Here is a 21,266-nt window from a genome sequence, read left to right on the forward strand (position 1 = left end):
CCCTTATGATGACGTTCGCACGCGTGGATCGATCACGACGTAGTAGAGATCGACCAGTGCGTTGAGCAGGACGAAGGCAACGGCGGTGAAGGTCAGCGTTGCCATGACCACCGGCCGGTCGAGCAGCTGGATGGAATCGATCAGCAGCTTGCCGATGCCCGGCCATGCGAAGATGGTTTCGACGACAACCGCAAAGGCCAGCATGCCTCCGAACTGCAGCCCGATGATTGTCACCAGTGGCACGCTGATATTGGGCAGCGTATGGGCAAACAGGATACGGCGTGGTGACAGACCACGGGCCCGGCTGAAGCGCGTGAACTCCTGTCTTTCGATCTCGATCGTGCCTGAGCGTGTCAGGCGGGCAATCAATGCAATATTGGGAATGGCCAGCGCCAGCATTGGTAGCACCATGTGCCTGAGGCCATCACCGGTAAACATGCTCCACTCGGTGCCCATGACAGTGGTGGTCGGTCCCCTACCCCCCGACGGAAACCATCCCGTCAGGATGGCGCCGGTCAGGATCAGCATCATGCTGAGCCAGAAGGAGGGAATGCTGAGGGCAAAGACGCTGCCCCGCAGCACGATCCGGTCGAGAGTTGAGCCTTTGCGACGTCCGGCAACAAGACCAAGCCCCACCCCGGCGGTTGCTGCAACCAGCATGGCAAGCGAGGCAAGCTCGAGCGTCGCTGGCAGTTTGCTCATCACCAGATCAAAGGTCGGCTGGTGGTAGATGTAGGAGGTGCCGAACTGACCGCTCAGCACATTTTTGAGGAACAGCCCGTATTGCTGCCAGATCGGCAGATCAAGACCAAGCGCGATCGTGGCACGCCTGATGTCCTCTGGCGTGGCGGTTTCGATATTGACGACGTTGAACACCGGATTGCCGACGCTGTGAATGCCGATGAAGCCGATCAGCGACATGGCCAGCAGCAACAGCAGAGCCTGGGTCAGTCTTCCTGATACGGCAGAGAAAATGGCCATCCGCTTACTCCGTCGCTGCCTTGGTCTGCATCGCAGTGGTCCAGCCGCGCGGATGCATCACATAGGAGCCGACCTTGGGACCAAAGCCGACAATGTGGTGGAAGTGGTAGAGCGGGATGATCGGCTGGTCCTGCATGACAAGCTCGGTTGCGTCTGCCAGTGCCTGATTGCGAACCTCCCCTGCCTCAATGCCTTGCGCCTTGGTGAGCAGCGCATCAAACTCGGGATTGCTGTAGTGGCCGAAGTTCAGCGCACCGGTACCGCGCTCCTTGTCCTGGGTTGCCACCAGCGCATGCAGGATGATATCGACCGCCTCACCTGAGGTGCCGCCATACCAGACGGCATAGTCACCGGCAGCACGTTTGGTGTTGAACACCGAGAATGGCGAGGCCTGCGGGCGCACAGACACACCAATGCGTGCCCAGCTTTGCGCCACCGCCTGCAGACTGTCACCATCACCGGGATAACGCCCGGCAGGACCGGCAAGGATGACATTAAAGCCATCTGGATAACCGGCCTTGGTCAGAAGCTCCTTTGCAGCGTCATAATCCGGTGCTGCGGCCTTCAGCTTCGCCGAGGTGCCGGGCAGCCCCTCCGGAAACACCTGCGAGGCGGCCGTGCCATACCCCGAGAGGATTTTTTCCACGATCACGTCGCGGTCGGTTGCCATGGCAAGAGCGCGTCTGACCTGCACATCCCGGAACGGGTTTTTGATAGCGGCCCCCGACTTGTCGGTAACGCCTGCAACCGCTTCTTTCTCGACATCAAACTGCAGGAAGTTGATCCGGGCCGCACTGATACTGGCGACATCGGCGCCACGCTGTTTGAGAGAGCCGACATCGCGGGCCGGAATGGCATCGGCGATATCGACATCACCGGTCGACAGGGCTGCCACACGGGCAGCCGGGCTTTCCATCACCCGGAAGCTTACCGACGGCCATGCAGGACGATCACCCCAGTAGCCGTCATAACGGGTCAGTTGCAGGGTCTCGCCGGAACTCCATCGCTCGAACCTGTAGGGCCCGGTGCCATTGGATGCCTGGCCACCATTGAGTTCTTCCGTGGTCTGAAAACCCTCGTCCGGCTTGTGCATGATAAACACCGACGACATCAAAAGCGGCAGGTTGGGTATCGGGCCATTTGTCTCGATGATCACCGTTAGCGGGTCAGTTGCCGTGACTGTCTTGATGCCGGTCACGTAGGAACGATAGCCCCCGCTCGGCGATTGCAGAAAATCCCGGATGCGCTCGATGGAATAAACGACATCATCGGCGGTAAAAACCGATCCATCCTGAAACTTCACACCGTCACGCAGCTTGAACTCCCACTGCGTGTCCGACACCATCGACCATGCAACGGCAAGGCCAGGTTTGAGGGCAAGCTGTTCGTCCTGGTACACCAGCCGCTCATAGATATGCGACAACAGCGATGTGTTCTCGTTGAGGTTGGCGTGATGCGGGTCAAGCGTCATCAGCTTGTAGGATGTTGCGATCCGCAGTTCTGCCTGCGTCCCGGTCTGGGCAACGGCTGCTGGCCCGCTGAACGCTGTCATGGACAGGATGGCCGCCGTGATGGCGACGGGTCGGAATGCATATGCGAAGTTCATGAGATAGTTCCCTCTTTGTTATTGGAATAAAGGCGACCGCACTCCGCGCTGTGGTTGCCCACATCGAGAGGTTTGCGGTTGCTGTTCTGAAATTCTGGGGCCACAAAAGCCGAACGCGGGTCACATTCCTGTCCGGCTCAGGAAATCACGAGCGCCGCTCTTGCCAGGTTACGCAGCTGCGCTAACTGGCCGGATAGGTCCGTTTTATTGGAAAAGTCGACGACGGAAGACGCGACCATGCGTTGCACCCTGCCCGCCAGGCAGTTGCAAAAAGTTGCACAAAGGTGCTTGATATGAAATCAGGTCTCGCGATTGCAGACAAAGTTCTGCTATTGTCGGAATCAGCCATGATCCGAGCTCCCTAACAGCTTGATTGTGGTCAGGTTGCGTCTGGTGTTCCAGCACCAGGCACAACCGCATTGAAACATAATGTTTCATATCGACTGCAAAAGTTCAACCAAAAACTGTAAAAGAATGAAGAAAATCACTGGTGCCCAAATTCGTGCTGCAAGAGCATTGAGGCGATGGACCGCGGAAGAATTGGCTGGTCATGCATCAGTTGGCCTATCGACAATTAGACGCGCAGAAAGTGAAGACGGAGTTCCACCGATAACCGCTGCCAATCTAAAAGTGATCCAGATGGCATTTGAGGCAGCGGGTATTGAGTTTATAGAGGCCAACGGCGGTGGTGTCGGAGTACGGTTCAAAAATCCGACTTAATAGTTGCGCCTAACTGTGGCCTCAAAGCGCTGGCTCTCACTGAAACTATAATGGCCTTCCAGCGTCGGCCGTGAGTCGCCGGATATTGCGCTCGAAATGCGGCATACCTGCTAGGGTAACGTGGTTCGAATGCCACCCTCTCCGCCATAAAAGCCTTTGAGCTATAAGGTGTTTCCCTAAGATATACTGTGCTTCCCCCGCCTTGATATCCATACCGAACTTGCAACTCATAACTGGGGCCACATTCAAGCCACTTCGACGTCTAAATAATTGAAAAATGCCTGAGTGCATTCACTAATATCTCACGCCTTTCTTCCGGACATGGATATTTTCTGTCACTGGCGCTAAGCCTATTGGCGGCGATCCGACGCGTTTTTCCGTAGGAGGCCTTAACGTCGGCGATCCAACAACTCTTCGGCATAAATCCGTGTTGTTCTTTGACCCAAGTCTGAATTCTTTTGTAAGTCGCCATTTGTCTACATTCCAGCATTGATAAGGCTTTGGAGAATTCGTTTAAATTCCGGTTGAAAATTCTATTGCCTGTTCCCCGTGGGTATCAACTCTTTGGTTCTTCCCTTGGATGCGCGTGGCGGGCCGCACTGCTTAACTCATCTAATCGATATGTGTCACGAGGATAACACACTCGCGGTAACGTTGGAATATTGGATGCATTCTACCGGGAGTTGACTGCATCTCAGAATCACCCGAACATCTCCTTTGAATTGGGGGATTTTTCATGGTGATACATCCGCGGGCAGGATCAGCGACAATAAATCTCAGGCTTTTGAAGCCTGGTGTTCAGATTGAAGATGCATTCAGAGATACTGCCAATCGTAACGAAGTTGCGACTGAAACCCCAATTGGAAGTCGACTATTTGTCGAAGTTTCACGGAGTCGTCCCAGTTGGATGTCGCTTCTTTCGGAATTAACTACCTATGAGCCTGATTTCTGGACACAATCATCCTCCGCAGTGCTCGCGGTTCCCGTTGATGACGGAGAGGGACAGCCGAGGATTTTCATATTGTGTTTCGGAGGTGGGCACTTCCTTATAAATCCGTCTAAGTTAGAGCGAAACTTCGGCCTGAAGGTTGTGCTTAACACAGTATCCAGGCGCAACCTCAGAAGCCTGGACAGCGCCACGCTCGACGCAACTGTGTTCCAGAGGCGGACACAGGCTAGCCGAAATTCCGACCTGGCTGGGTTCGGAATCGATGTGCAGCGTGATTTATTGCGAGTTGCGGCGGGGTCTCCCACTGACAAGGCCTTTGCAAAGTTTGTTGCTGGCCGTGATAGCTTGACTATCACTTGCACGGTTGAGCCGACTGCGATTAAAGCTAAGCTTACCCAATGCCTTCAAGCATTCGAAGACACCCAATATCAGCGGGATTATGAATGGATAGATAACGTCCAGATCGTCACTGACGCGGACGAAGTCGAACAGTTAGACGACGAACTGAGCCAACAGATTGAGGCGCTGAGAACGGGGGAGCAGAGCGATTTGCATATGTGCCCGCCGGAAATCGTCGACTACATGGAGGGGCAAGATTTAGCCTACTACGGCAGGGGGTTCTCTCGCGAAAAAAACTGGTATTCAGAGCTCGACATTGAAGATTATGTATCCGAGTTGAACGCCATAAATTTTGCTGAACCATTTGGTGCCATTAAGACCGACCATTTCGTGCATATGCACGAGGATGAGGAGACAAGAGCAAAACCGAAATGGAAAGTCTATGACTGCTTCGTTTTCGAATGCCAGCTCAATCAGCAGACATATGTTATCTTTAGCGGCACCTGGTATCGTATCAGCCAAGCTTACAAAAACCGTATCGAAAACTTTGTCCGATCTCTGATCAAGCCGTCCTTCGTTATCCAAAGCACGGCAAGGAATGAGCAGGAACTTATATTTGAACTGAATCAACAGCCCGATCTCTTGATGATGGATAGGACGAAAGTGAATCCTCGGGGCGTTAACAACGGCAATATCGAGGTATGCGATTTCTTCTCACGACAGCGCCAGCTTATACATTTGAAAGATGGTCACTCCTCGTCCTCGATAAGCCATCTTTGGATGCAGGCTGTTACAAGCTGTGATTCCCTGATGTCAGATGCGGCATTTAGAAACGGCGTTAGGCGGCAAGCACGCAGGCGCCAGGGAGAGATCCCTGTCAAAGCAGGTTTTGAGCAGCTCTTGCCGACGGGGCGACAAGGTCGTCTGAATACAGCGTCCTATACGGTCGTCTACGGCATCCTGCGGCGCAGGAATCGAAGGTCGAACATGATGGACTTGCCATTTTTCAGTAAAGTTAGTCTGCAAGCGCCAGCTTCGCTGCTCGCAAAATATGGTTTTGGGGTCGAGTTGCATCTAATTGAAAAGGTCGATCCTGCCGCTCCGGTTAATGTTGATGGCTAAAACCCACGGACATGGCAACCCGAACTGGACCCGTGACGAGACGATCCTCGCTCTTGATTTGTTCAAGCAGCTTGATGGCAAGGTTCCTTCCCCGAAGTCGAAAGAGGTCAAGGGGCTTTCCGAAATCCTTCGCTCTCTCCCTTATCACGCCGAAGCTGCGAAGCAGCCTACGTTCCGGAATCCGGACGGCGTCGGTTTCAAGCTGATGAATATCCGCCAGGTGGCCACCGGTAAGGGGCTCGGTAACGTCTCTAATATGGACCGCCAGGTATGGGCCGAGTTCGGGCAGCGGCCGGACGAAGTGCGCCGGATCGCCGATGCGATTAAAGCCGGGATCACGGTCGTCGGATCAGAGCAATTACCGGACGTAGAGCAAGAGCTTCCCGAAGGCCGACTCCTAACTGCGCTTCACGTTCGACGCGAACGAAATCCTAAGGTTCGCATGATGTTACTAAACAATCGTCGTGCGTCCGGATTTCGTTGCGAGATTTGCAATCTCGCCCGGCCGGATTTGGAAATGTCGCTTCAGGAAGCGATGTTTGAGGCACATCACCTGGTGCCAATTGCTGAGGCAGGTGAGCGTAAGACGAAGTTGGCTGACCTGGCTTTGCTGTGCGCCTGCTGTCACCGTCTTATTCATCGGGCGATGGTGCTGAAAGCGAGATGGATGGGTCTTGACGAAGCCAGAGCCTTAATCGTGCCGGGATAACCCTTGGCACCCCTCCAGAGGCGTCCTAGCGTGACCGACAACAACCGTTGGAGATCATCATGGCGACAATCAGAAAACTCAGAGGACGCTGGCAAGCACAAGTGCGTCGGAGGGGCATGAAGCCTCGTTGCAAGTCTTTCGACAGCAAGCTCGAAGCGGAGAAATGGGCCCGCGATCTGCAAGCTCAGGTCGATCGCTTTGGCGCCGCGCCCGACACGAAGATCCTTGAAAACACGACGCTCGGACAGCTGCTAGGGCGCTACCAGCGCGAGATCTCCCCCACGAAGCGCGGTGCAGTCCAGGAAATCCAGCGGATCGACGTGCTCCGTCGTCATGAGCTCGCATATCGTCGACGTCAACGAGTACGACCAGCTAATCAATCTGACGTCTGTAATGAGGTGAACGAGGGGCTAAGCATGCCGATATCCTGAATTGACACGGCCTGATAATTTTTCCCTCTAGACAAAGGTTGAACCCGGAAAGTTGCAAAAGTGGGGACCAATGCTGCTCGACTCCAGATTGAGTCCATGCTTATCTGCGTTTGGGGAAACTTTGGGGGCAATCTTGGAGAAACGGTCGTTATTTCGTGCGCTTACTGCGCTCGCGTTGTCCTGCGCGCTTGCCGCCTGCACAACCTCTCAAGATGCATTCCGGAGCAATCCAAAGTCGATAGATAAAGTCACGCTGTGCAGGACGTACCTGAAAAGCACAGAACCAACATTCCAACAGGACTTAGAAAAAGAACTAAGCCGACGGAATGTACCCTTCTATCAATGTCCTGAGCTTGTGCAGCAACAAGAAGCTGCAGCAGCGGCGTTACTGGCTGTCGCGCTGGTGGGGACAGCTGTGGCTGTCTGTGCCAATAACAATTGCGGCGGTGGCTATGCACCAGCCCGCTACCCGGGCAATTGCTACTCATACTACGACAGAGCCGCAGATGGCAGCCGTTGCGGTCATCGGAGCGCGATGTCGCGGCCTGGCGGGTGGTGAAGCCTTATACACGCACCGAACAGATTTACAGCCCGACAAGGAAAAACACGTGAATGAAATGACTGTAAGCTCCCGGTTGGGAAGATTGAAATGCTCGTTTGGCACGATCGAGGCAATTGGCACCGTCATCCTATGGGTGGTCCTCACTGTTGTCACGTTCGGCTTGGCCCTCCTCGTATTCCCCTATTATCTGAACAAAGCTGTCATTAACAAAACCGAGGTACTAGACGTTTCCGGTAGGACTGTCGGTCGTTTGAACTGCACATTCAATATCGGGCACTCGATAGGCCATGTTATCGTGTGGGGCATACTCATTCTCATAACCCTCGGGCTCGCGGGCTTCCTCTACGTCTATAGGGTTTTGCGTGTCGTGCTGAATGAGACGCGGATCGAGTACTACTGAGCCGGAGTTTCAGTCTCACTTCCCCACTCAGGAACGCGATGATTATCGGCCTGTTGATCCGACACCAACTGGGCGAAGGAAGTTGATAACGCCCGCTTGCGCACCCACCCACCTACTTGAGAATTTGGAAAATTGAGACGGATGCATTGGACCATGTGTCCGTGATGTGAGTGACAACTTTTCCCAGTTGCTACTTGCTCAAAGTTTTTAATGAGGACGCGCGCGGGGCAACACGACCAAATGCGACGAGAAAAACATGTGGCCGCTTGGCGGTGGCGCGCCGTTCAAATTGGGTGATGCTCCTATGAGCGGCCGACGCACCAAGAGCCAGCAGCCTACCTGCTGAAACGCTGAACGATACGCATTTGTAAGTGAACGTTTATCTGTGGATGGTCGGCGGCCATGCGCTCATCTGAGGGTAAATAATGTAGACGTACACGGACCGGATTACCGTTGCGTCGGCCAATTCGCCATGCTATTTCGATGTTCTTACTATGTTCCAAAGGAGGCCTCCCTTTGTCTATCACCTCGCTTGAGATGTGTGCTGGTGCTGGTGGTCAGGCGCGAGGCCTGGAACTTGCAGGTTTCGATCACGCAGGCGTCGTGGAGATTGATCGTGACTGCTGCGCTACCCTGCGGCTGAACCGCAAGGAATGGACGGTCCACGAAGAGGACCTGACGCAGTTTGATGGTCATCCTTATAAAGGTATCGACCTGCTTGCCGGTGGACTGCCCTGCCCCCCGTTTTCCATTGCTGGAAAACAGCTGGGTGAAAAAGACGAGCGCAATCTGTTTCCCACCGCAATCCGCCTGGTTGATGAGACGCGCCCCAAGGCGATCATGATCGAAAATGTTCGCGGCTTTCTGAGTGCCGTGTTCGAAGATTACCGCGGTTTCATCAAGGGCGAACTGAAGAAGCTCGGTTATGATGCTCACTGGCGCCTGTTCAATGCATCCGATTACGGCGTTCCGCAGTTGCGTCCACGCGTGATCATTGTGGCGCTTCGTGATGACATCAAGGATCACTTCGAGTGGCCAACCCCTTCACGTTTCGATGCACCGACCGTCGGAGACACGCTTCTCGATCTTATGTCGGCCAATGGCTGGAAAGGCGCAAAAGCCTGGGCAAAACGAGCCAATGATGTCGCCCCGACCCTGGTTGGCGGTTCCAAAAAGCACGGCGGACCGGATCTTGGGCCCACACGTGCAAAAGCGGCCTGGGCAACCCTTGGTGTAAATGGAAAATCCATTGCCGAAGAGGCGCCTGAGAAGGATTTCGTGGGAATGCCGCGCCTGACCGTCCGCATGGCTGCGAGAATTCAGGGGTTCGACGATGAGTGGCAGTTCCACGGCAAGAAAACAGCCGCCTACCGCCAGGTCGGAAACGCCTTTCCGCCACCTGTCGCCATGGCCGTGGCCTCAAAGCTGCGCGAAGCCATGGCAACACGAGCAAGCCATCCGGTAACCGCGATCGCGGGTTGAGCCGTTAACGAGCGGCTAACCCTCGGCGGCGATGATCGCCATCATGTCACAGCTTCCGCTCGATTCGTCCCATCCCGACTATGATCTCGTGTCGCGCCTCGTCAGCGCGATCATTCGCCATGCCGGAGGCTTCGAAAAGCTTGCGGTCGATCTTCCTGCCCTTCTGCGTCAGGCTTTTGACGAGGTCATCGATGCACCGCGAACAGGCCGCTTCACTCTCAGCGAGACGGAAAAGACCGAAAAGACCTATGTCGGCACCAAGGTTGAAATCCTGATACGCAACCACCTGCGTGTTCCCAAGGGAACAACCCTCGACATGCTGGTCGACGGAACAGAGATTGACATCAAGAACACTACGGCACGCGACTGGATGCTTCCCCGAGAGGTCATCGGGCGACCGGCGCTGCTGGTGAGATCGTCGGAAAAGACCGCACTCTGTGACATCGGTGTGGTTGTTTGCAGACCCGAATATCTGCGCCTGAGCACAAATCAGGATGGTAAGGGCCAGTTGCTGGCCGCCCAGCACGTCAACATCTGGTGGATGATTCGGCAACACCCGTATCCGCCAAACTTCTGGGAGGTTCTCTCCCTGGCGGACCGTCAAGAGATTATGTCATCCAAGGGTGGCGCAAAACGGCTGGCGGCGCTGTTTGAGAAAATCCAGAACAAGCCTATCTCGCGTCAGCAGGTCAGTGCGCTGGCACAGCAACATGACTACATGAAGCGAATTCGTCGCAATGGCGGAGCAAGGGACATTCTGGCGCCGAAAGGCATAGCGCTCTTATGGGGACAGGGCGACCGCGCTCTTATCGATCAGCTTGGCCTCGGTCCGGTAACGTCTGAAGAGTTCGTGTCCTTCACGCCAAGAACGCTTGACGAGGCCGCTCTGTTACGGGCTGCCGGACATATTGATTGAGTAATACCTGAGCGCCCGCCACCAGCTGATGCGCACTCACGACGGCAGGTGTTAATCCAGGCTGATAATACTGGCTGCCTCAAAGCGTTGGATTTTTTTCAGCCCTGACACCATTCCCTTACCCTGCATCGGTGTTCCCACGGCATCTTTCAGCCAACATTCCTTCTTTGGCTTGACGTAGGTGAAAGCCACACATTGTTTTTCATCTATGCAGGCAAGGCGGCAATCCAGAGGGGTTTTGGCGGCATGATGCGGGCGTCCTGTTAAATCTCCGCCAGGCAAATCGACATTCTCAAACAACGCTGATTGCGGATCGATTGTCCCAAGCGTGATGGAGGACGGATCAGCGTCGGCACCACTCAAGAAGCGCCCGGAGAATGCGACGCTGTTGCCGTCAGCGCGACCGGTGCTCGACTTCAGAAAACAGTTCGGACCACGCTTGATTTTCGGGTTGGCGTTGAATGTGAAAGCCTTGCACTGGCCATCCATCACCAGACAACGTTGCGCACATTCGCCAGCTCTCTCTACCCTTATAGACGAGATGTCGTCACCGAAGAGATCAAGGCCTGTGTAGACCGCGATTCGATTTGGGCGTCGTGTAAACTGATCAAGGGTCGATAGTTTAGCCTGTTGCGTTGGCTCGAACGCAGCGGCAGCGTCCTCCTCAGAAAGTTCGAACTGGTCGGTTCGTTCGTCTGGGATTGCCTTCGACGTCGAAATCGGAACATCGATAACAGCCGGCGTAGATAACTGTTCTCCACTCTTGCGGTTGAGTTTGTAACGCTCGATTTCTTCCTGGCTGAAGATATGCATGTCGTCCGGTGGTGTTTTGAACATCACGCGCATGACATCCATTGGGGTCCCAAATCTGTTCAGGACCTCGATGATGTCGGAGATAGCAAGTTGTGCTCCAATCAGATCGGGTGCATCCGATGACAACTGATGAACGCCAAGCGCTCCGTCGACCTTTCGTTCATCTCCGGCGAGGAAAACAAAGGAGCACGCTGAAAGGCATTCACTGCCTTTCGAAATGTAGGTCGCGAGCTTCTGCTGGTGGATATCGTCAGCGATGAGCAAACCCATCTGCACATTGCCACCGGGACTGTTGAGTGTCACCAGTTTTGCATTGGGCGCAGCCTGAAGCGCGCGGCGAAAGTTCAGGCCCGAGTTGATGTCGATCTCACCATTCAGAGCAATGATCTCTGGCTTTGTGTCATCGACAATGAAAGGACCAAACGTTTTTTCACTGGCGAACGCGCTGGAAAGCAACGCCGATGAAAGCACGCTGGCGAAAAGAAAGCGAAACAAACCACGCATGAACAGATTACCCTTTACCCAACCATATCAAGCATGACTGACTGCGGGCGTGCAAGATGCGCGAACGCTAATAGCCTGCAACCTTTGATCGAGGTTAATAGGCGGAAGACTTGGCACTGCAATCAACCTGATCGGGTAGTTGTTAGTAATGTCGGTTGGACGAAAACGACGGCCTTGAGATCCGGGTATCGCGTGTGCACACCTCGGGCTATCGTAGTTTCGGCAAGCGTCAGGCTCATTTTCGAAACAAATGCTGACGGTATTTCCGGCTGGGATAACGGTTTGAGAACAAGCCGCCCCTTTTCTCAGCGTGACGGCCCCACGTCGAATGGGGCCGAGTAGTTTTTTACGATACCGTTACAATGTGGCAAACGGATATAGGACGTCAGCGGCTCACGAGATCTTGCCTCATTTCCTTGCGGATTGCAGCGAGATGACATGTCCGAGCGAAGGTGCAGATTGTTCGAGTGCAGCACGGCTCTTTGCCCAGGCTTCCGGGTCAACGTCAAGCGCTGTCAAAAGCCAGGCAAGCGTCAAGCGTCTCGCCGCCTCCAGAACATCGGGCGCTTCCGTCTCGGTCTCTTTCGCATCCAGACCCGCAATGCCGCCAAGTCCGTGACCGACACCATGCAGCGTCAGCATGTCGCGGTTTACTCCAGTAGCATCGTGAAACGCGTCGGCATGCCATTCAGGGCCGCGCGTCGTAAAATGCGGATTGTCTTCGTCACCACAAACGACGAGGTTTTGCGTTGAAATGGTTGAAAAATCGACATCGAAGAACGGAAATCTGGCAGCGCTTTCCTCCGTCATGTCGCTTCCTCCCCGTCCAGGCGTCGTGAGCAGCATGCCTGCACCGATCCGCGGATCGGAAAAGTCCTCGCCATTCAGTTGCGCTCCGATCAGCAGGCCAACGGTGTGTCCGCCGAAGGAATGACCCACCGCAGCGATACGATCCTTGTCCAGTCGGCCAGCGATACCGCCTGCCTGTTGTTCCACCTCGTCCAGACGATCAAGAATTGCTCGCAGCTCTTCAACGCGTTCGCGCCAGAAGAAAGGCGCGCCGGGAGCGTCGGAAGGCAGTCCGCCAACACGCGAGCTGGCATGGGTCGGCTGGATCACCGCAAATCCCCGCTCCGCCCAGAACTGGACAAGCGGCGCATAACCGTCTTTGGAGGGGATATAGTTGGATGGTCCGAAGCCGTGGGAAAAAATCACCACGGGAAGCCTCTCGCCCTTCAACGGCGCTGTCAGACGCAACTCCAGCGGCTGTCGTCCCTTCATCGGCAAACGGATCGGTGTATAGGCAACCGTCAGCGCTGCATCCGTCGTGGGTATATGTCGCGCCAGCTCAATCAGATTGTTCATGTCGAAATCCTATCTCCTCATGATGTGCTAGCGCGAAGATGGACTTACCCGCCCGGACATTCTATATCTGGTTGTCCAGTTTCATTTAGCGTAAGTCCGAATTTATGACCGACCCTGTTGCAGATGTCGTTTCGCTCTTAAAGCCCAGGCCCTCCATCGCCAAGCAGGTGAACGGCTCGCGGCAATGGCTCGTCGAGCGAACTGAGCTCGGTAGTCCGTTCTATTGTGCGCTGCTGGAAGGTGAATGCCTTTTGACTATCGCTCGTCGAAAGCCAATACGGCTTGAAGCTGGCGACTTCGTCCTTGTCCCTGAGGCTTTCTCCTTTACCATGAGCAGCCTGCAGCCACCGCCGCGCGGATCGCTCCCCCAACGTCTTGAGACAAGTCCTGGAGTATTCAGGCTTGGTGATCCCTATGCACCAGCCGAAATCAGGGCCATGGTCGGTCACTGCACCTTCGGATCAAACGACAAGGCGCTCCTTGCATCGCTGTTGCCCGATCTCGTTCATGTCCGCGGCGAGGAAAGGCTGATGCAACTTGTGCGAATGATCAATGATGAAACTGGTGACAGACGGACTGCACGCGAGATCGTTCTTTCCCATCTGCTCGAGGTCCTCTTCATAGAGGCACTGAGATCGGTCGGAGGCAGCCATGCCACGCCGGGGCTTTTGCGCGCAATGGCCGATCCGCAACTGGCGCCGATACTTCGGCGCATACACGAGGATCCGGCCCACAGCATCAGCGCTGAAAGTCTTGCCCGGGAAGCCGCTATGTCGCGCTCCACCTTCTACGCCCGTTTTCAAAGTGAGGTCGGCGTGACACCGATGGAATATGTAACAGGCTGGCGCATGGCGCTGGCAAAACAGCTCTTGCGGGAGAATATCGCACCGGCTGAAGTCTCAGAGCGCGTGGGATACGGTTCAGCCAGTGCCTTTAGCGTGGCCTTCAGGCGCCATGTCGGCATGTCACCCGGCGCCTATTCACGCTTCGATGCTGCCGTGTGAGACCAAGGCGCATCACGCGTTTGGTCGACGAACTTCAAAAGCAATCTTTCAATCGGCAGAGGCACAATTCAACAACCTTTAACGCGGCGCAGGCCACCAAGACAAATTATCAGGTTGAAAACGTCCACCTATTTACGCTGGGCCGCCCATACCAGGATATGGCGATCAACACCTGCCAGTTTTCGAACGAAATCGCGCTGCTCAAGGCGTCTGAGCTTCAACCGCCCCATGACCGCCTGAGATCGGAGGTTTTCGCTTGAGGTATAGGCAAGGATTTCATCAAGCCGGAGACGTGAAAACCCATTAGCAAGTGCCGCTTGTGCGGCCTCGGTCGCAATTCCGCGTCCCCAAGCTTTGCGGACAAGGCGCCACCCAATTTCAACGTGGACACCTAAAGGATGCTCGCTGCCGGCGGACATGAGGCCCGCGCAGCCAAGAAAACTGGCTGTACTCCCACACTCGATGGCCCATCGCGTGAACCCGTGCAATTCGAATGCCTGTTTGTACCGCTCCAGTCGGCGGTCGCTCTCGGACCGCGAAACTGGCCCGCCCTGATCGTTCATGACCTCTGGATCAGAATTCATGCTGGCAAAATCCAACGCATCGGTATCGGCCCAAGGGCGCAAAATCAGCCGCGGTGTCGTAATGCGCATTCTCGTTGGCTCCTTTCCGTAGAAGTCGTTTGCAAAGTCTATCAAACCGGTAGTTGCACCAGCAACCTTCTAGCGGCGCCAACTGTCGGTAGTGCCCAAATGCGCGTGCAAGTGCGGTATCAATGATACCATCGCCACAGTAAGCTTAGATCGACAAGCTCCCCCCCAACAAATCGGGTGGTACCTGTTAATGTTTGGGTAACCATATTAGCCAAAGCTCAGGCCATTCAACAATGGAGGTTGGACATGGCTTACGACTGGGATGGATCCAGAAACAGAAGCAAGATGGATGAGTGGGCTGTAGGCTTGCTTTTCTTTGGATGGCTTTGCCTGATATTGGTGGCTGTCTTCCTCGTCACGAGACTGGCTGCGTAGTGAATTCGTGACGGCGCTGATCGACGGATTTCCTGTCAGGGCTTGCGCCGTCTGCATGCTATAGGGCGTCGAGGTGGCGACGGCACACCAGATCATCACGTCTCTGATCAGAAGTCGCGACCCGCATAATCTAGAGCTGTACGCCGCGGGTCAGCGCGCCATCAACGACCAGGTTGGTACCGTAGACGAAACTTGCGGCCGGGCTTGCCAGAAATACGGCAGCATTGGCAATTTCCTGGGGGGTGGCCATGCGGCCCGTGGGGTTTAATGCAAGCGAAGCTGCAAACAACTCCGGATTGTTCTTTTCTATATTTTCCCAGACGCCCCCAGCAAAGTAGGTATTGCCGGGAGAGACCGTGTTGGCACGGATGCCTTTAGGTGCCAGAGAGAAGGCTAGGCCTTGCGTGTAATGCGTCAGTGCAGCCTTGAAGGAGCCGTAGGGGCCGGCAGCAAAATCAATTTCGCGGCCGGACACCGAGGCAATGGTAACGATAGACGCGGACTGGCTTTTTTCCAGATACGGCATCGCTGCGTTGACAAGCCTGACCGTACCCAACATGTCGACGTTGAAACCCTGTCTCCAGCTCTCTTCGTCATTGCCGATCGCCAGCGCACTGACATTGCCAACGACGATATCCAGACCACGGAAATTGATACCTCAAGCACAAGCCCGACATATCCGACAAACGTCGTGCGCAGGAAAGACCTCGTCCTCATGCGTCAGCCGCATCACTATTTGCCACTGGTGGCATCCGTGGCTATTTAATCGTACAAAGCTCGCCGACGCTAAAACCCTGTTGCGAAGGCAAAACCTCAGTGACAGTCTGAAATTCCAGAAGCGTGGACGCATCGCGCGACAATGAAAGCGACAGGGAGAAACCGGTTAAAAACTCGCTGTAATGAAAAACCAAACAGCAATATTGCAACGGCACTGTTGGCCCTCAACGCTCTGCAACAGTCCTATGGCGAAGGTGACACCCGGATTACCCTCTTGCGAGGCGGGAGCACCCGTTGTCTCACATCACATGTTTCTCCTTCGTGTCGCCGTGCAGCTGGCGGCCAACGGCTCACTCAACTCGGCACGTCACGCCGCTTGAAGTGCCGCGCGGCAAACGACAGCCTCAAGGACATAAAACTGGACCAAGCTTCCACGAGCCCTTGGAGAGCAGATCGTTTCCGATTTTTGTCGCGCAACAGAACGATCATAGAAAAAGGCCGCTAAGCGGGATTTCCTATTGCTGCCAAAGCGGAACGCCATGATCCGGGCGTAGTCGGTCCCGCCTTCCGCTGCGCGGCCACTATGTTGGGCTCCTGCGGCGACGCTTTTCCGGTCCTGGCGTGTCGAGAATTCCCGAAATCCCGCCTGAAGGCGGCCGCTATGCTGATTTCTCCGATACTCTTCATTCTAGTCTTGGATCACGCCACAGCGGTTCCGATCCAAGATTGTGTCATCGCGTCGCAACAAATGGTCAGCCAACAGCGCTGAAGCTGAATTCTTAATCTCGCTGGGTCAGGGATCGAAGGTACCGCTTTGCCATGGCGGGACAGCGGACGCACAAAATGTGGTGCGTCCGCCAGAAAGCTTCTTCAGAGAACCATGAAGCCGGCATCGACTGGATCGTCACGATTGATGGTCCAGGCCGCGGTGCCCAGCATTCCGGCCGTGCCCTTGACCGTCGGACGCACGGCACGCACAGAACCAAGCGTCGTTTCGCCGATCAGGCAGCCTTCGAACACACCTGATCCGAGGAGACCTTCGGAGGTGATCGTCTGGTTGAGGGAAATGACGCCACGTTTCTCGAAATAGGCCATCATCGCAGATGTACCTGTTCCGCCGGGTGAACGGTCCAGCTGGCCAGCAGAGAAGACGTGCACGTTTTTGTAAAGGCATCCCTCGATTGTTGGTTCGTGCCAGAAGGTGACGAAGTTCAGGTTGTTGATGTGGGATTGCGTGGGATGCTGCACCTTGACCTTTTCACGGATCGCCTCTCGCGCTATCAGGCCCATGCGTGAAAGCTCGGAACCGTTCTCCGGCGCGATGCGCACTGTGGTATTGCGAAGGTCGATGATGCCGAAGTAGTTACCACCCCACACAAGGTCGGCCTTGAGGGCGCCGTAGCCGGGCAATTCGAACTCGATATTCTGTTCGGCGACGTAGGCTGGAACGTTTTCGAACCGGGTCCATAATACGCGATCACCCTCGTGTGCGACCTCGGCAACGACCAGACCAGCCGTCGTTTCGAAGCGGATCTTTGTCAACCCGTCCGCAGAGCGTCTCACCAGGCCATTGGCGACCATAGCCATGGCGACCGCGATCGTACCGTGACCGCACATGTGCGAATATTCCTTGCCGTCGATGTAAATCAGCCCGGCATCGAATTCAGAAGATGATGGCGGTGTGAGAAAAACGCCGAACATGTCCGCATGTCCACGCGGTTCGCGCATCAAAGCCTTGCGCAGCCAGTCGTAGTTTTCCTCGAGAAAAGCACGCTTTTCGAGGATGCTCGAGTTAGCCGGATAGGGCACGCCGCTATAGATGATGCACAGCGGTTCGCCTTCCGTATGGGTATAGATTACGTTGTACACGTCCTGAACGCGCATTTTATGTCTCCTGAGAATGTTGGGGGATGGGAAGGGTTTAACTTCCAGACAGGAAGTCCAGACCGATCAACCAGTCGATCAGAATGATCGCGATAGCTGCGGCCAAGATTGTCAGCGACGAGACCGCCGCAATGGATGGGTCGACCGAATACTGCACGTAATTGAACAACTGTACCGGGATGGTATTCAGCGTCGACGTTGTATTAAAAATCGATAGCTCGACATTGATGAACGAGGTGATGAACGCAAAGATTCCACCCGAGACAAGCCCGGCTCTTATTTGCGGAAGCGTGATGAGAAAGAAGGTCGACCATGCAGAAGCACCAAGATCGCGCGATGCCTCCTCCAGCGACAGTTGCTCATGTGAAAACAGCGGTAGTAGCGTGCGCAGCACGAAGGGAGTGATGATGACAACATGGCCGACCAATAATGCCGGGAAATTGCGAACCAGCCCGATTGAAGCACCATACTGCAATAACGCTGCGCCGATGACGATATGTGGCAGGACCAGCGGTGACAGCAGCACCGCTGACAGCACCGACTTCCCGGGAAAGGAATAGCGTGCCATTGCAATCGAGGCAGGCAGTGCGACCACTATCGCAGCCAGAGTTGCCACGCCGGCAAGACCGGCACTTGTCAGGAATGAACGCACATAGGTAGGGTTTTCGAGCACGACCGCATACCATGACAGCGTCAATCCCTGGGGTGGAAAGGCCAGAAACTTTGTTTCGGTCAGCGAGACGCCGATCACCACGACCAGCGGCAACACCAGATAGGCAAGCGTGGTCAGCGCGATAAGTCGAATGATCATGTCAGTTTCCTTTCACGTCACGCGCGCCGTAACGCGCCAACCATGACGAGAAGCCGATAAGGGCCATGGTGAAAGTCAGGAGCGTGATCGACAGCGCGCCACCATAATTGAAGTCAAAAACCGTCGAATACTGCTGGAAAGCCAGCATCGCCAGGACAGTCACCTTCCCTCCAGACAGAAGCGCCGGTGTGACATAGGCACTTATTGCCATTGAAAAGACGATGATCCCTCCAGCCATGACGCCGTGCATCGTGAGCGGGAATGTCACACTGAAGAACGTTCGCACGGGACCTGCACCCAGATCGCGCGATGCGTGTTCCAAGGCAGGCTCGACCCTCGCCAGTGCGTTTCCGATCGTCAGAACCATGAACGGCAGCAAAATATAGACCAGTCCGATCAGGATCCCCGTTTCCGTTCCTAGGAAACGGATCGGACGATCAATCAGACCGGCGCCCATTAACGCGTCGTTCACGAGACCTGTACGCCCCAGAAGAACCATCCAGCCGAACGACCGGACAATGTTTGAGGTAAAAAGTGGAAGGATCAGCAGGATCACACAGGCCCTGCGCCAACTGCGCCACTTGACGATACGCACGAGGTACCACGCAAGCGGGTAGCCGAGGATTGCGCAGATCAATGTCGACAGTATAGCGAGCCGGAAGGTGACGCCAATCACCTGCCAATGGTAGCCATCCATAAGGATCCGGCCATATTGGGCAAAACCGAACTGGCCATCCGGAGCGGTCAGTGAGGCAACGAGTACCACGCCGAGTGGCATCAGGAAAAATGCCGTGAACACACAGACCGGTAGTGCCAGCAGCCAACAAAGGGTCAGGCGAGAGGTAAACATCGCCCTAGCCCTCCAGAATATGAAGGTCTGAGGGATCGAAAGACGCGATAACCTCGGCGCCTTCGGTAACGCCGTCCGGTAACGCACGGTATTGGCGGGCGTGCAGTGTGCGTGCACCCGACTGCATGTAAATGTTGGACGTGCCGCCAACATAGGTGGTCGCTGTGACACGCCCGGGCAGTGACAGCCAGCCGACCGGCACATCGTCCAGGTGCCGGAATACACGTAGATTTTCCGGGCGAAGAATGCCCTCTGACTGTCCCTCGGCAAATGAGCGACCGTTGGAACTCATGGGCAGAACGGTGGCTTCACCGATAAAATCAGCCACGAAGCGTGTCTTTGGCTGGCGATATATTGTCTCAGGTGTGTCGATCTGCTCGATACTGCCTGACGACATCACAGCGATACGATCTGACATCGCCATGGCTTCGTCCTGATCATGGGTCACGAAGATAAACGTGATACCCAACTGGACCTGCAACTGTTTCAACTCGATCTGCATGCGTTTGCGAAGCTGCAGATCCAGCGCTGACAATGGCTCGTCCAGAAGCAACAGTTTTGGTTTGTTGACGATGGCACGTGCGAGCGCCACACGCTGTTGTTGTCCTCCAGACATCGCGCGCGGGCTGCGGGGCGCCATTGCGGCGAGCCCGACCATATCAAGAGCTTCCAGCGCGCGGACTTCCGCCTCCTTGCGGGATGAGCCGCCGCGTAGTGGACCGTAGGCAACGTTTTGTAAAACCGTCATGTGAGGAAACAGGGCGTAGTTCTGGAAAACCGTGTTTAGTGGTCGCCGTTCAGGCGCAAGCCCCGTCACGTCTTCTCCGTCAATCATGACACGCCCGCCGTTTGCGGACATGAAACCTCCGATGATCCGCAGAAGCGTCGTCTTTCCACAACCCGATGGCCCAAGCAGAGAGATGAACTCGCCCTGGGTCACCTCCAGCGACACGTGATCGAGCGCACGATGATGACCAAAGGACTTGGTGATGTCTGTAATTGCGAGCAGCGTCATTGGATCAGTTCGCTATTTCGCGGTTCCAGCGATCAGTGATGGCAGGTCGCTTGGCATTGACTTCAGTCCAATCGAAAAGCCGCAGGTTCTTGATCGATCCGCCGGCGCCCCATGGCAGCTTGCGCTCGACATCATCAGACAGCGTCACACCTGTAATGGCCGGACCAAGATAGAGTTTTTCCGCCAGGCAGGTTGCGGCTTCGCTTGTCAGAGCCGTGTCGATGAACTTCTGCGCAGCCTCTTCATTCTTTGTGCCCTTGACGATATGCATTCGTGCATCAGTCGCCCATACCCCTTCCCTGGGAACGGTGAAGCCGATCGGCAAGCCGGCGTCGATCAGATCCCAGGCACCGACATTGAAATGAGCGCCGATGACGACCTCATTGCTCTGAAAAGCGTTCGATGCTGCGCCTGACGTATCGTAGAGAAGTCCCGAGTCCAACGATTTAAGCTTCGAGAAGGTCGCATCGAGTGTTTCGGTCGAGTCACCGAAGGCACCAGCAAGGAATATTACGAACGGAACGCCGGCAGAATTGTTAGGCGAGGGAATGGCCACCGCGCCCGCATAAGCCTGGTTCCACAACTCTTCCCAGCTTTGGGGTGCCTCAGTCACCTCGGAAGTATTGTAGATTAGGCCTAGTGAGTAATAGCCGGCGCTGACGGCAAAGACATGATCTCCGTTCTTGTACGCTGCCTCGGGTTGAAGTGCACCGGCATTGGCAAGCTTGGCCAGATCGATTGGCGCAAGGACCCCTGCTGCCTCTGCGATCTCGCTGACGCCACCATCCATGTAAGCAACATCAATGACCGTGTCGCCCGTCTGCTGTTGGAGCTTTGACAGTGTCGTGGTCGAGTTTCCAATCTCCGCGATGACCTGGATCCCGGTTGCCTTGGTGAAAGGTTTCGCAACACAGGCATCGAAAGCCTCTCCCCAGTTGCCACCGTAATAGGCAACCGTAATCGCCTGCGGCGCCGTCTGCGCAACTGCAACCTGCGAAGTGAATGCGATGCTGGCGATCGTGCCGAGAAAAATGCTCTTCTTCATCTGATAGCTCCGT

19 protein-coding genes and 1 pseudogene are annotated in these 21,266 nt (G+C 55.3%); 8 read left to right on the forward strand and 12 right to left on the reverse strand.

Annotated features, from left to right (window positions below):
• Positions 1-3: 3 nt before the first annotated feature.
• Together HGO37_RS19255 and HGO37_RS19260 are read right to left on the reverse strand one after the other, a co-directional pair.
• The gene (locus HGO37_RS19255; protein WP_250984735.1) at positions 4-981 is read right to left on the reverse strand and encodes an ABC transporter permease; all 978 of its coding nucleotides are present in this window, start codon (positions 979-981) and stop codon (positions 4-6) included.
• A 4-nt stretch (positions 982-985) separates the two neighbouring features.
• Positions 986-2,587, reverse strand: a complete 1,602-nt coding sequence (locus tag HGO37_RS19260; protein WP_250984736.1) for an ABC transporter substrate-binding protein — start codon at positions 2,585-2,587, stop codon at positions 986-988.
• Positions 2,588-3,061: 474 nt separating this feature from the next.
• Here HGO37_RS19260 and HGO37_RS19265 point away from each other — a divergent pair, with 474 nt between their 5' ends.
• From HGO37_RS19265 to HGO37_RS19295, 7 genes are all read left to right on the forward strand, one after another.
• Positions 3,062-3,307, forward strand: coding sequence for a helix-turn-helix domain-containing protein (locus tag HGO37_RS19265; RefSeq protein WP_250984881.1), 246 nt, complete (start codon positions 3,062-3,064; stop codon positions 3,305-3,307).
• Positions 3,308-4,043: 736 nt separating this feature from the next.
• Positions 4,044-5,717: a DUF6119 family protein gene (locus HGO37_RS19270; protein ID WP_250984737.1), complete on the forward strand. Its 1,674-nt coding sequence runs from the start codon at positions 4,044-4,046 to the stop codon at positions 5,715-5,717.
• Entirely contained in the window at positions 5,710-6,426 is a 717-nt protein-coding gene (locus tag HGO37_RS19275) for an HNH endonuclease (RefSeq protein ID WP_250984738.1), read from the forward strand. The genes HGO37_RS19270 and HGO37_RS19275 overlap by 8 nt, the downstream gene beginning before the upstream one ends.
• Before the next feature lie 59 nt (positions 6,427-6,485).
• Positions 6,486-6,857, forward strand: a complete 372-nt coding sequence (locus HGO37_RS19280; RefSeq protein ID WP_502941436.1) for a hypothetical protein — start codon at positions 6,486-6,488, stop codon at positions 6,855-6,857.
• Positions 6,858-7,183: 326 nt separating this feature from the next.
• The gene (locus HGO37_RS19285; RefSeq protein WP_250984739.1) at positions 7,184-7,819 is read left to right on the forward strand and encodes a DUF6693 family protein; all 636 of its coding nucleotides are present in this window, start codon (positions 7,184-7,186) and stop codon (positions 7,817-7,819) included.
• 516 nt (positions 7,820-8,335) lie between these two features.
• Positions 8,336-9,301, forward strand: coding sequence for a DNA cytosine methyltransferase (locus HGO37_RS19290; protein WP_250984740.1), 966 nt, complete (start codon positions 8,336-8,338; stop codon positions 9,299-9,301).
• A 43-nt stretch (positions 9,302-9,344) separates the two neighbouring features.
• Positions 9,345-10,217 carry a NaeI family type II restriction endonuclease gene (locus tag HGO37_RS19295; protein ID WP_250984741.1) on the forward strand — a complete coding sequence of 291 codons (873 nt, stop codon included), beginning with the start codon at positions 9,345-9,347 and terminating at the stop codon, positions 10,215-10,217.
• Between the two features lie 51 nt (positions 10,218-10,268).
• On the opposite strand, the gene HGO37_RS19300 is transcribed toward HGO37_RS19295, so the two are convergent.
• Both HGO37_RS19300 and HGO37_RS19305 read right to left on the reverse strand, forming a co-directional pair.
• Positions 10,269-11,534: a PAN domain-containing protein gene (locus HGO37_RS19300; protein WP_250984742.1), complete on the reverse strand. Its 1,266-nt coding sequence runs from the start codon at positions 11,532-11,534 to the stop codon at positions 10,269-10,271.
• Between the two features lie 408 nt (positions 11,535-11,942).
• Entirely contained in the window at positions 11,943-12,899 is a 957-nt protein-coding gene (locus HGO37_RS19305) for an alpha/beta hydrolase family protein (RefSeq protein WP_250984743.1), read from the reverse strand.
• 104 nt (positions 12,900-13,003) lie between these two features.
• Here HGO37_RS19305 and HGO37_RS19310 point away from each other — a divergent pair, with 104 nt between their 5' ends.
• Positions 13,004-13,903, forward strand: a complete 900-nt coding sequence (locus tag HGO37_RS19310) for an AraC family transcriptional regulator (protein ID WP_250984744.1) — start codon at positions 13,004-13,006, stop codon at positions 13,901-13,903.
• A gap of 128 nt (positions 13,904-14,031) precedes the next feature.
• On the opposite strand, the gene HGO37_RS19315 is transcribed toward HGO37_RS19310, so the two are convergent.
• The 8 genes and pseudogenes from HGO37_RS19315 to HGO37_RS19350 all read right to left on the reverse strand — a co-directional run bounded on the left by HGO37_RS19315 (position 14,032) and on the right by HGO37_RS19350 (position 21,253).
• Positions 14,032-14,556 carry a GNAT family N-acetyltransferase gene (locus tag HGO37_RS19315; protein WP_250984745.1) on the reverse strand — a complete coding sequence of 175 codons (525 nt, stop codon included), beginning with the start codon at positions 14,554-14,556 and terminating at the stop codon, positions 14,032-14,034.
• 207 nt (positions 14,557-14,763) lie between these two features.
• Complete coding sequence (locus HGO37_RS19320) at positions 14,764-15,027, reverse strand: hypothetical protein (RefSeq protein WP_250984746.1); 264 nt, start codon at positions 15,025-15,027, stop codon at positions 14,764-14,766.
• 34 nt (positions 15,028-15,061) lie between these two features.
• Positions 15,062-15,574: pseudogene (locus HGO37_RS19325) on the reverse strand (SDR family NAD(P)-dependent oxidoreductase); the annotation flags it as partial.
• 944 nt (positions 15,575-16,518) lie between these two features.
• Positions 16,519-17,532: a proline racemase family protein gene (locus HGO37_RS19330; RefSeq protein ID WP_250984747.1), complete on the reverse strand. Its 1,014-nt coding sequence runs from the start codon at positions 17,530-17,532 to the stop codon at positions 16,519-16,521.
• 37 nt (positions 17,533-17,569) lie between these two features.
• Entirely contained in the window at positions 17,570-18,343 is a 774-nt protein-coding gene (locus HGO37_RS19335; RefSeq protein WP_250984748.1) for an ABC transporter permease, read from the reverse strand.
• A gap of 1 nt (position 18,344) precedes the next feature.
• On the reverse strand, positions 18,345-19,193 hold the full coding sequence (locus tag HGO37_RS19340; RefSeq protein WP_250984749.1) for an ABC transporter permease: 849 nt from the start codon (positions 19,191-19,193) through the stop codon (positions 18,345-18,347).
• 4 nt (positions 19,194-19,197) lie between these two features.
• Positions 19,198-20,208: an ABC transporter ATP-binding protein gene (locus HGO37_RS19345; protein WP_250984750.1), complete on the reverse strand. Its 1,011-nt coding sequence runs from the start codon at positions 20,206-20,208 to the stop codon at positions 19,198-19,200.
• A 4-nt stretch (positions 20,209-20,212) separates the two neighbouring features.
• The gene (locus tag HGO37_RS19350; RefSeq protein WP_250984751.1) at positions 20,213-21,253 is read right to left on the reverse strand and encodes an ABC transporter substrate-binding protein; all 1,041 of its coding nucleotides are present in this window, start codon (positions 21,251-21,253) and stop codon (positions 20,213-20,215) included.
• Between the last annotated feature and the right edge of the window lie 13 nt (positions 21,254-21,266).

The sequence above is a fragment of the Rhizobium sp. CG4 genome (genome assembly GCF_023701965.1).
Taxonomy (GTDB): domain Bacteria; phylum Pseudomonadota; class Alphaproteobacteria; order Rhizobiales; family Rhizobiaceae; genus Agrobacterium.

Coding starts and splice junctions, on each gene's coding strand:
- HGO37_RS19255 (WP_250984735.1), bottom strand. CDS start 981: ATGGCCATTTTCTCTGCCGTATCAGGAAGACTGACCCAGGCTCTGCTG.
- HGO37_RS19260 (WP_250984736.1), bottom strand. CDS start 2,587: ATGAACTTCGCATATGCATTCCGACCCGTCGCCATCACGGCGGCCATC.
- HGO37_RS19265 (WP_250984881.1), top strand. CDS start 3,062: ATGAAGAAAATCACTGGTGCCCAAATTCGTGCTGCAAGAGCATTGAGG.
- HGO37_RS19270 (WP_250984737.1), top strand. CDS start 4,044: ATGGTGATACATCCGCGGGCAGGATCAGCGACAATAAATCTCAGGCTT.
- HGO37_RS19275 (WP_250984738.1), top strand. CDS start 5,710: ATGGCTAAAACCCACGGACATGGCAACCCGAACTGGACCCGTGACGAG.
- HGO37_RS19280 (WP_502941436.1), top strand. CDS start 6,486: ATGGCGACAATCAGAAAACTCAGAGGACGCTGGCAAGCACAAGTGCGT.
- HGO37_RS19285 (WP_250984739.1), top strand. CDS start 7,184: ATGTACCCTTCTATCAATGTCCTGAGCTTGTGCAGCAACAAGAAGCTG.
- HGO37_RS19295 (WP_250984741.1), top strand. CDS start 9,345: ATGTCACAGCTTCCGCTCGATTCGTCCCATCCCGACTATGATCTCGTG.
- HGO37_RS19300 (WP_250984742.1), bottom strand. CDS start 11,534: ATGCGTGGTTTGTTTCGCTTTCTTTTCGCCAGCGTGCTTTCATCGGCG.
- HGO37_RS19305 (WP_250984743.1), bottom strand. CDS start 12,899: ATGAACAATCTGATTGAGCTGGCGCGACATATACCCACGACGGATGCA.
- HGO37_RS19310 (WP_250984744.1), top strand. CDS start 13,004: ATGACCGACCCTGTTGCAGATGTCGTTTCGCTCTTAAAGCCCAGGCCC.
- HGO37_RS19315 (WP_250984745.1), bottom strand. CDS start 14,556: ATGCGCATTACGACACCGCGGCTGATTTTGCGCCCTTGGGCCGATACC.
- HGO37_RS19320 (WP_250984746.1), bottom strand. CDS start 15,027: ATGATCTGGTGTGCCGTCGCCACCTCGACGCCCTATAGCATGCAGACG.
- HGO37_RS19330 (WP_250984747.1), bottom strand. CDS start 17,532: ATGCGCGTTCAGGACGTGTACAACGTAATCTATACCCATACGGAAGGC.
- HGO37_RS19335 (WP_250984748.1), bottom strand. CDS start 18,343: ATGATCATTCGACTTATCGCGCTGACCACGCTTGCCTATCTGGTGTTG.
- HGO37_RS19340 (WP_250984749.1), bottom strand. CDS start 19,193: ATGTTTACCTCTCGCCTGACCCTTTGTTGGCTGCTGGCACTACCGGTC.
- HGO37_RS19345 (WP_250984750.1), bottom strand. CDS start 20,208: ATGACGCTGCTCGCAATTACAGACATCACCAAGTCCTTTGGTCATCAT.
- HGO37_RS19350 (WP_250984751.1), bottom strand. CDS start 21,253: ATGAAGAAGAGCATTTTTCTCGGCACGATCGCCAGCATCGCATTCACT.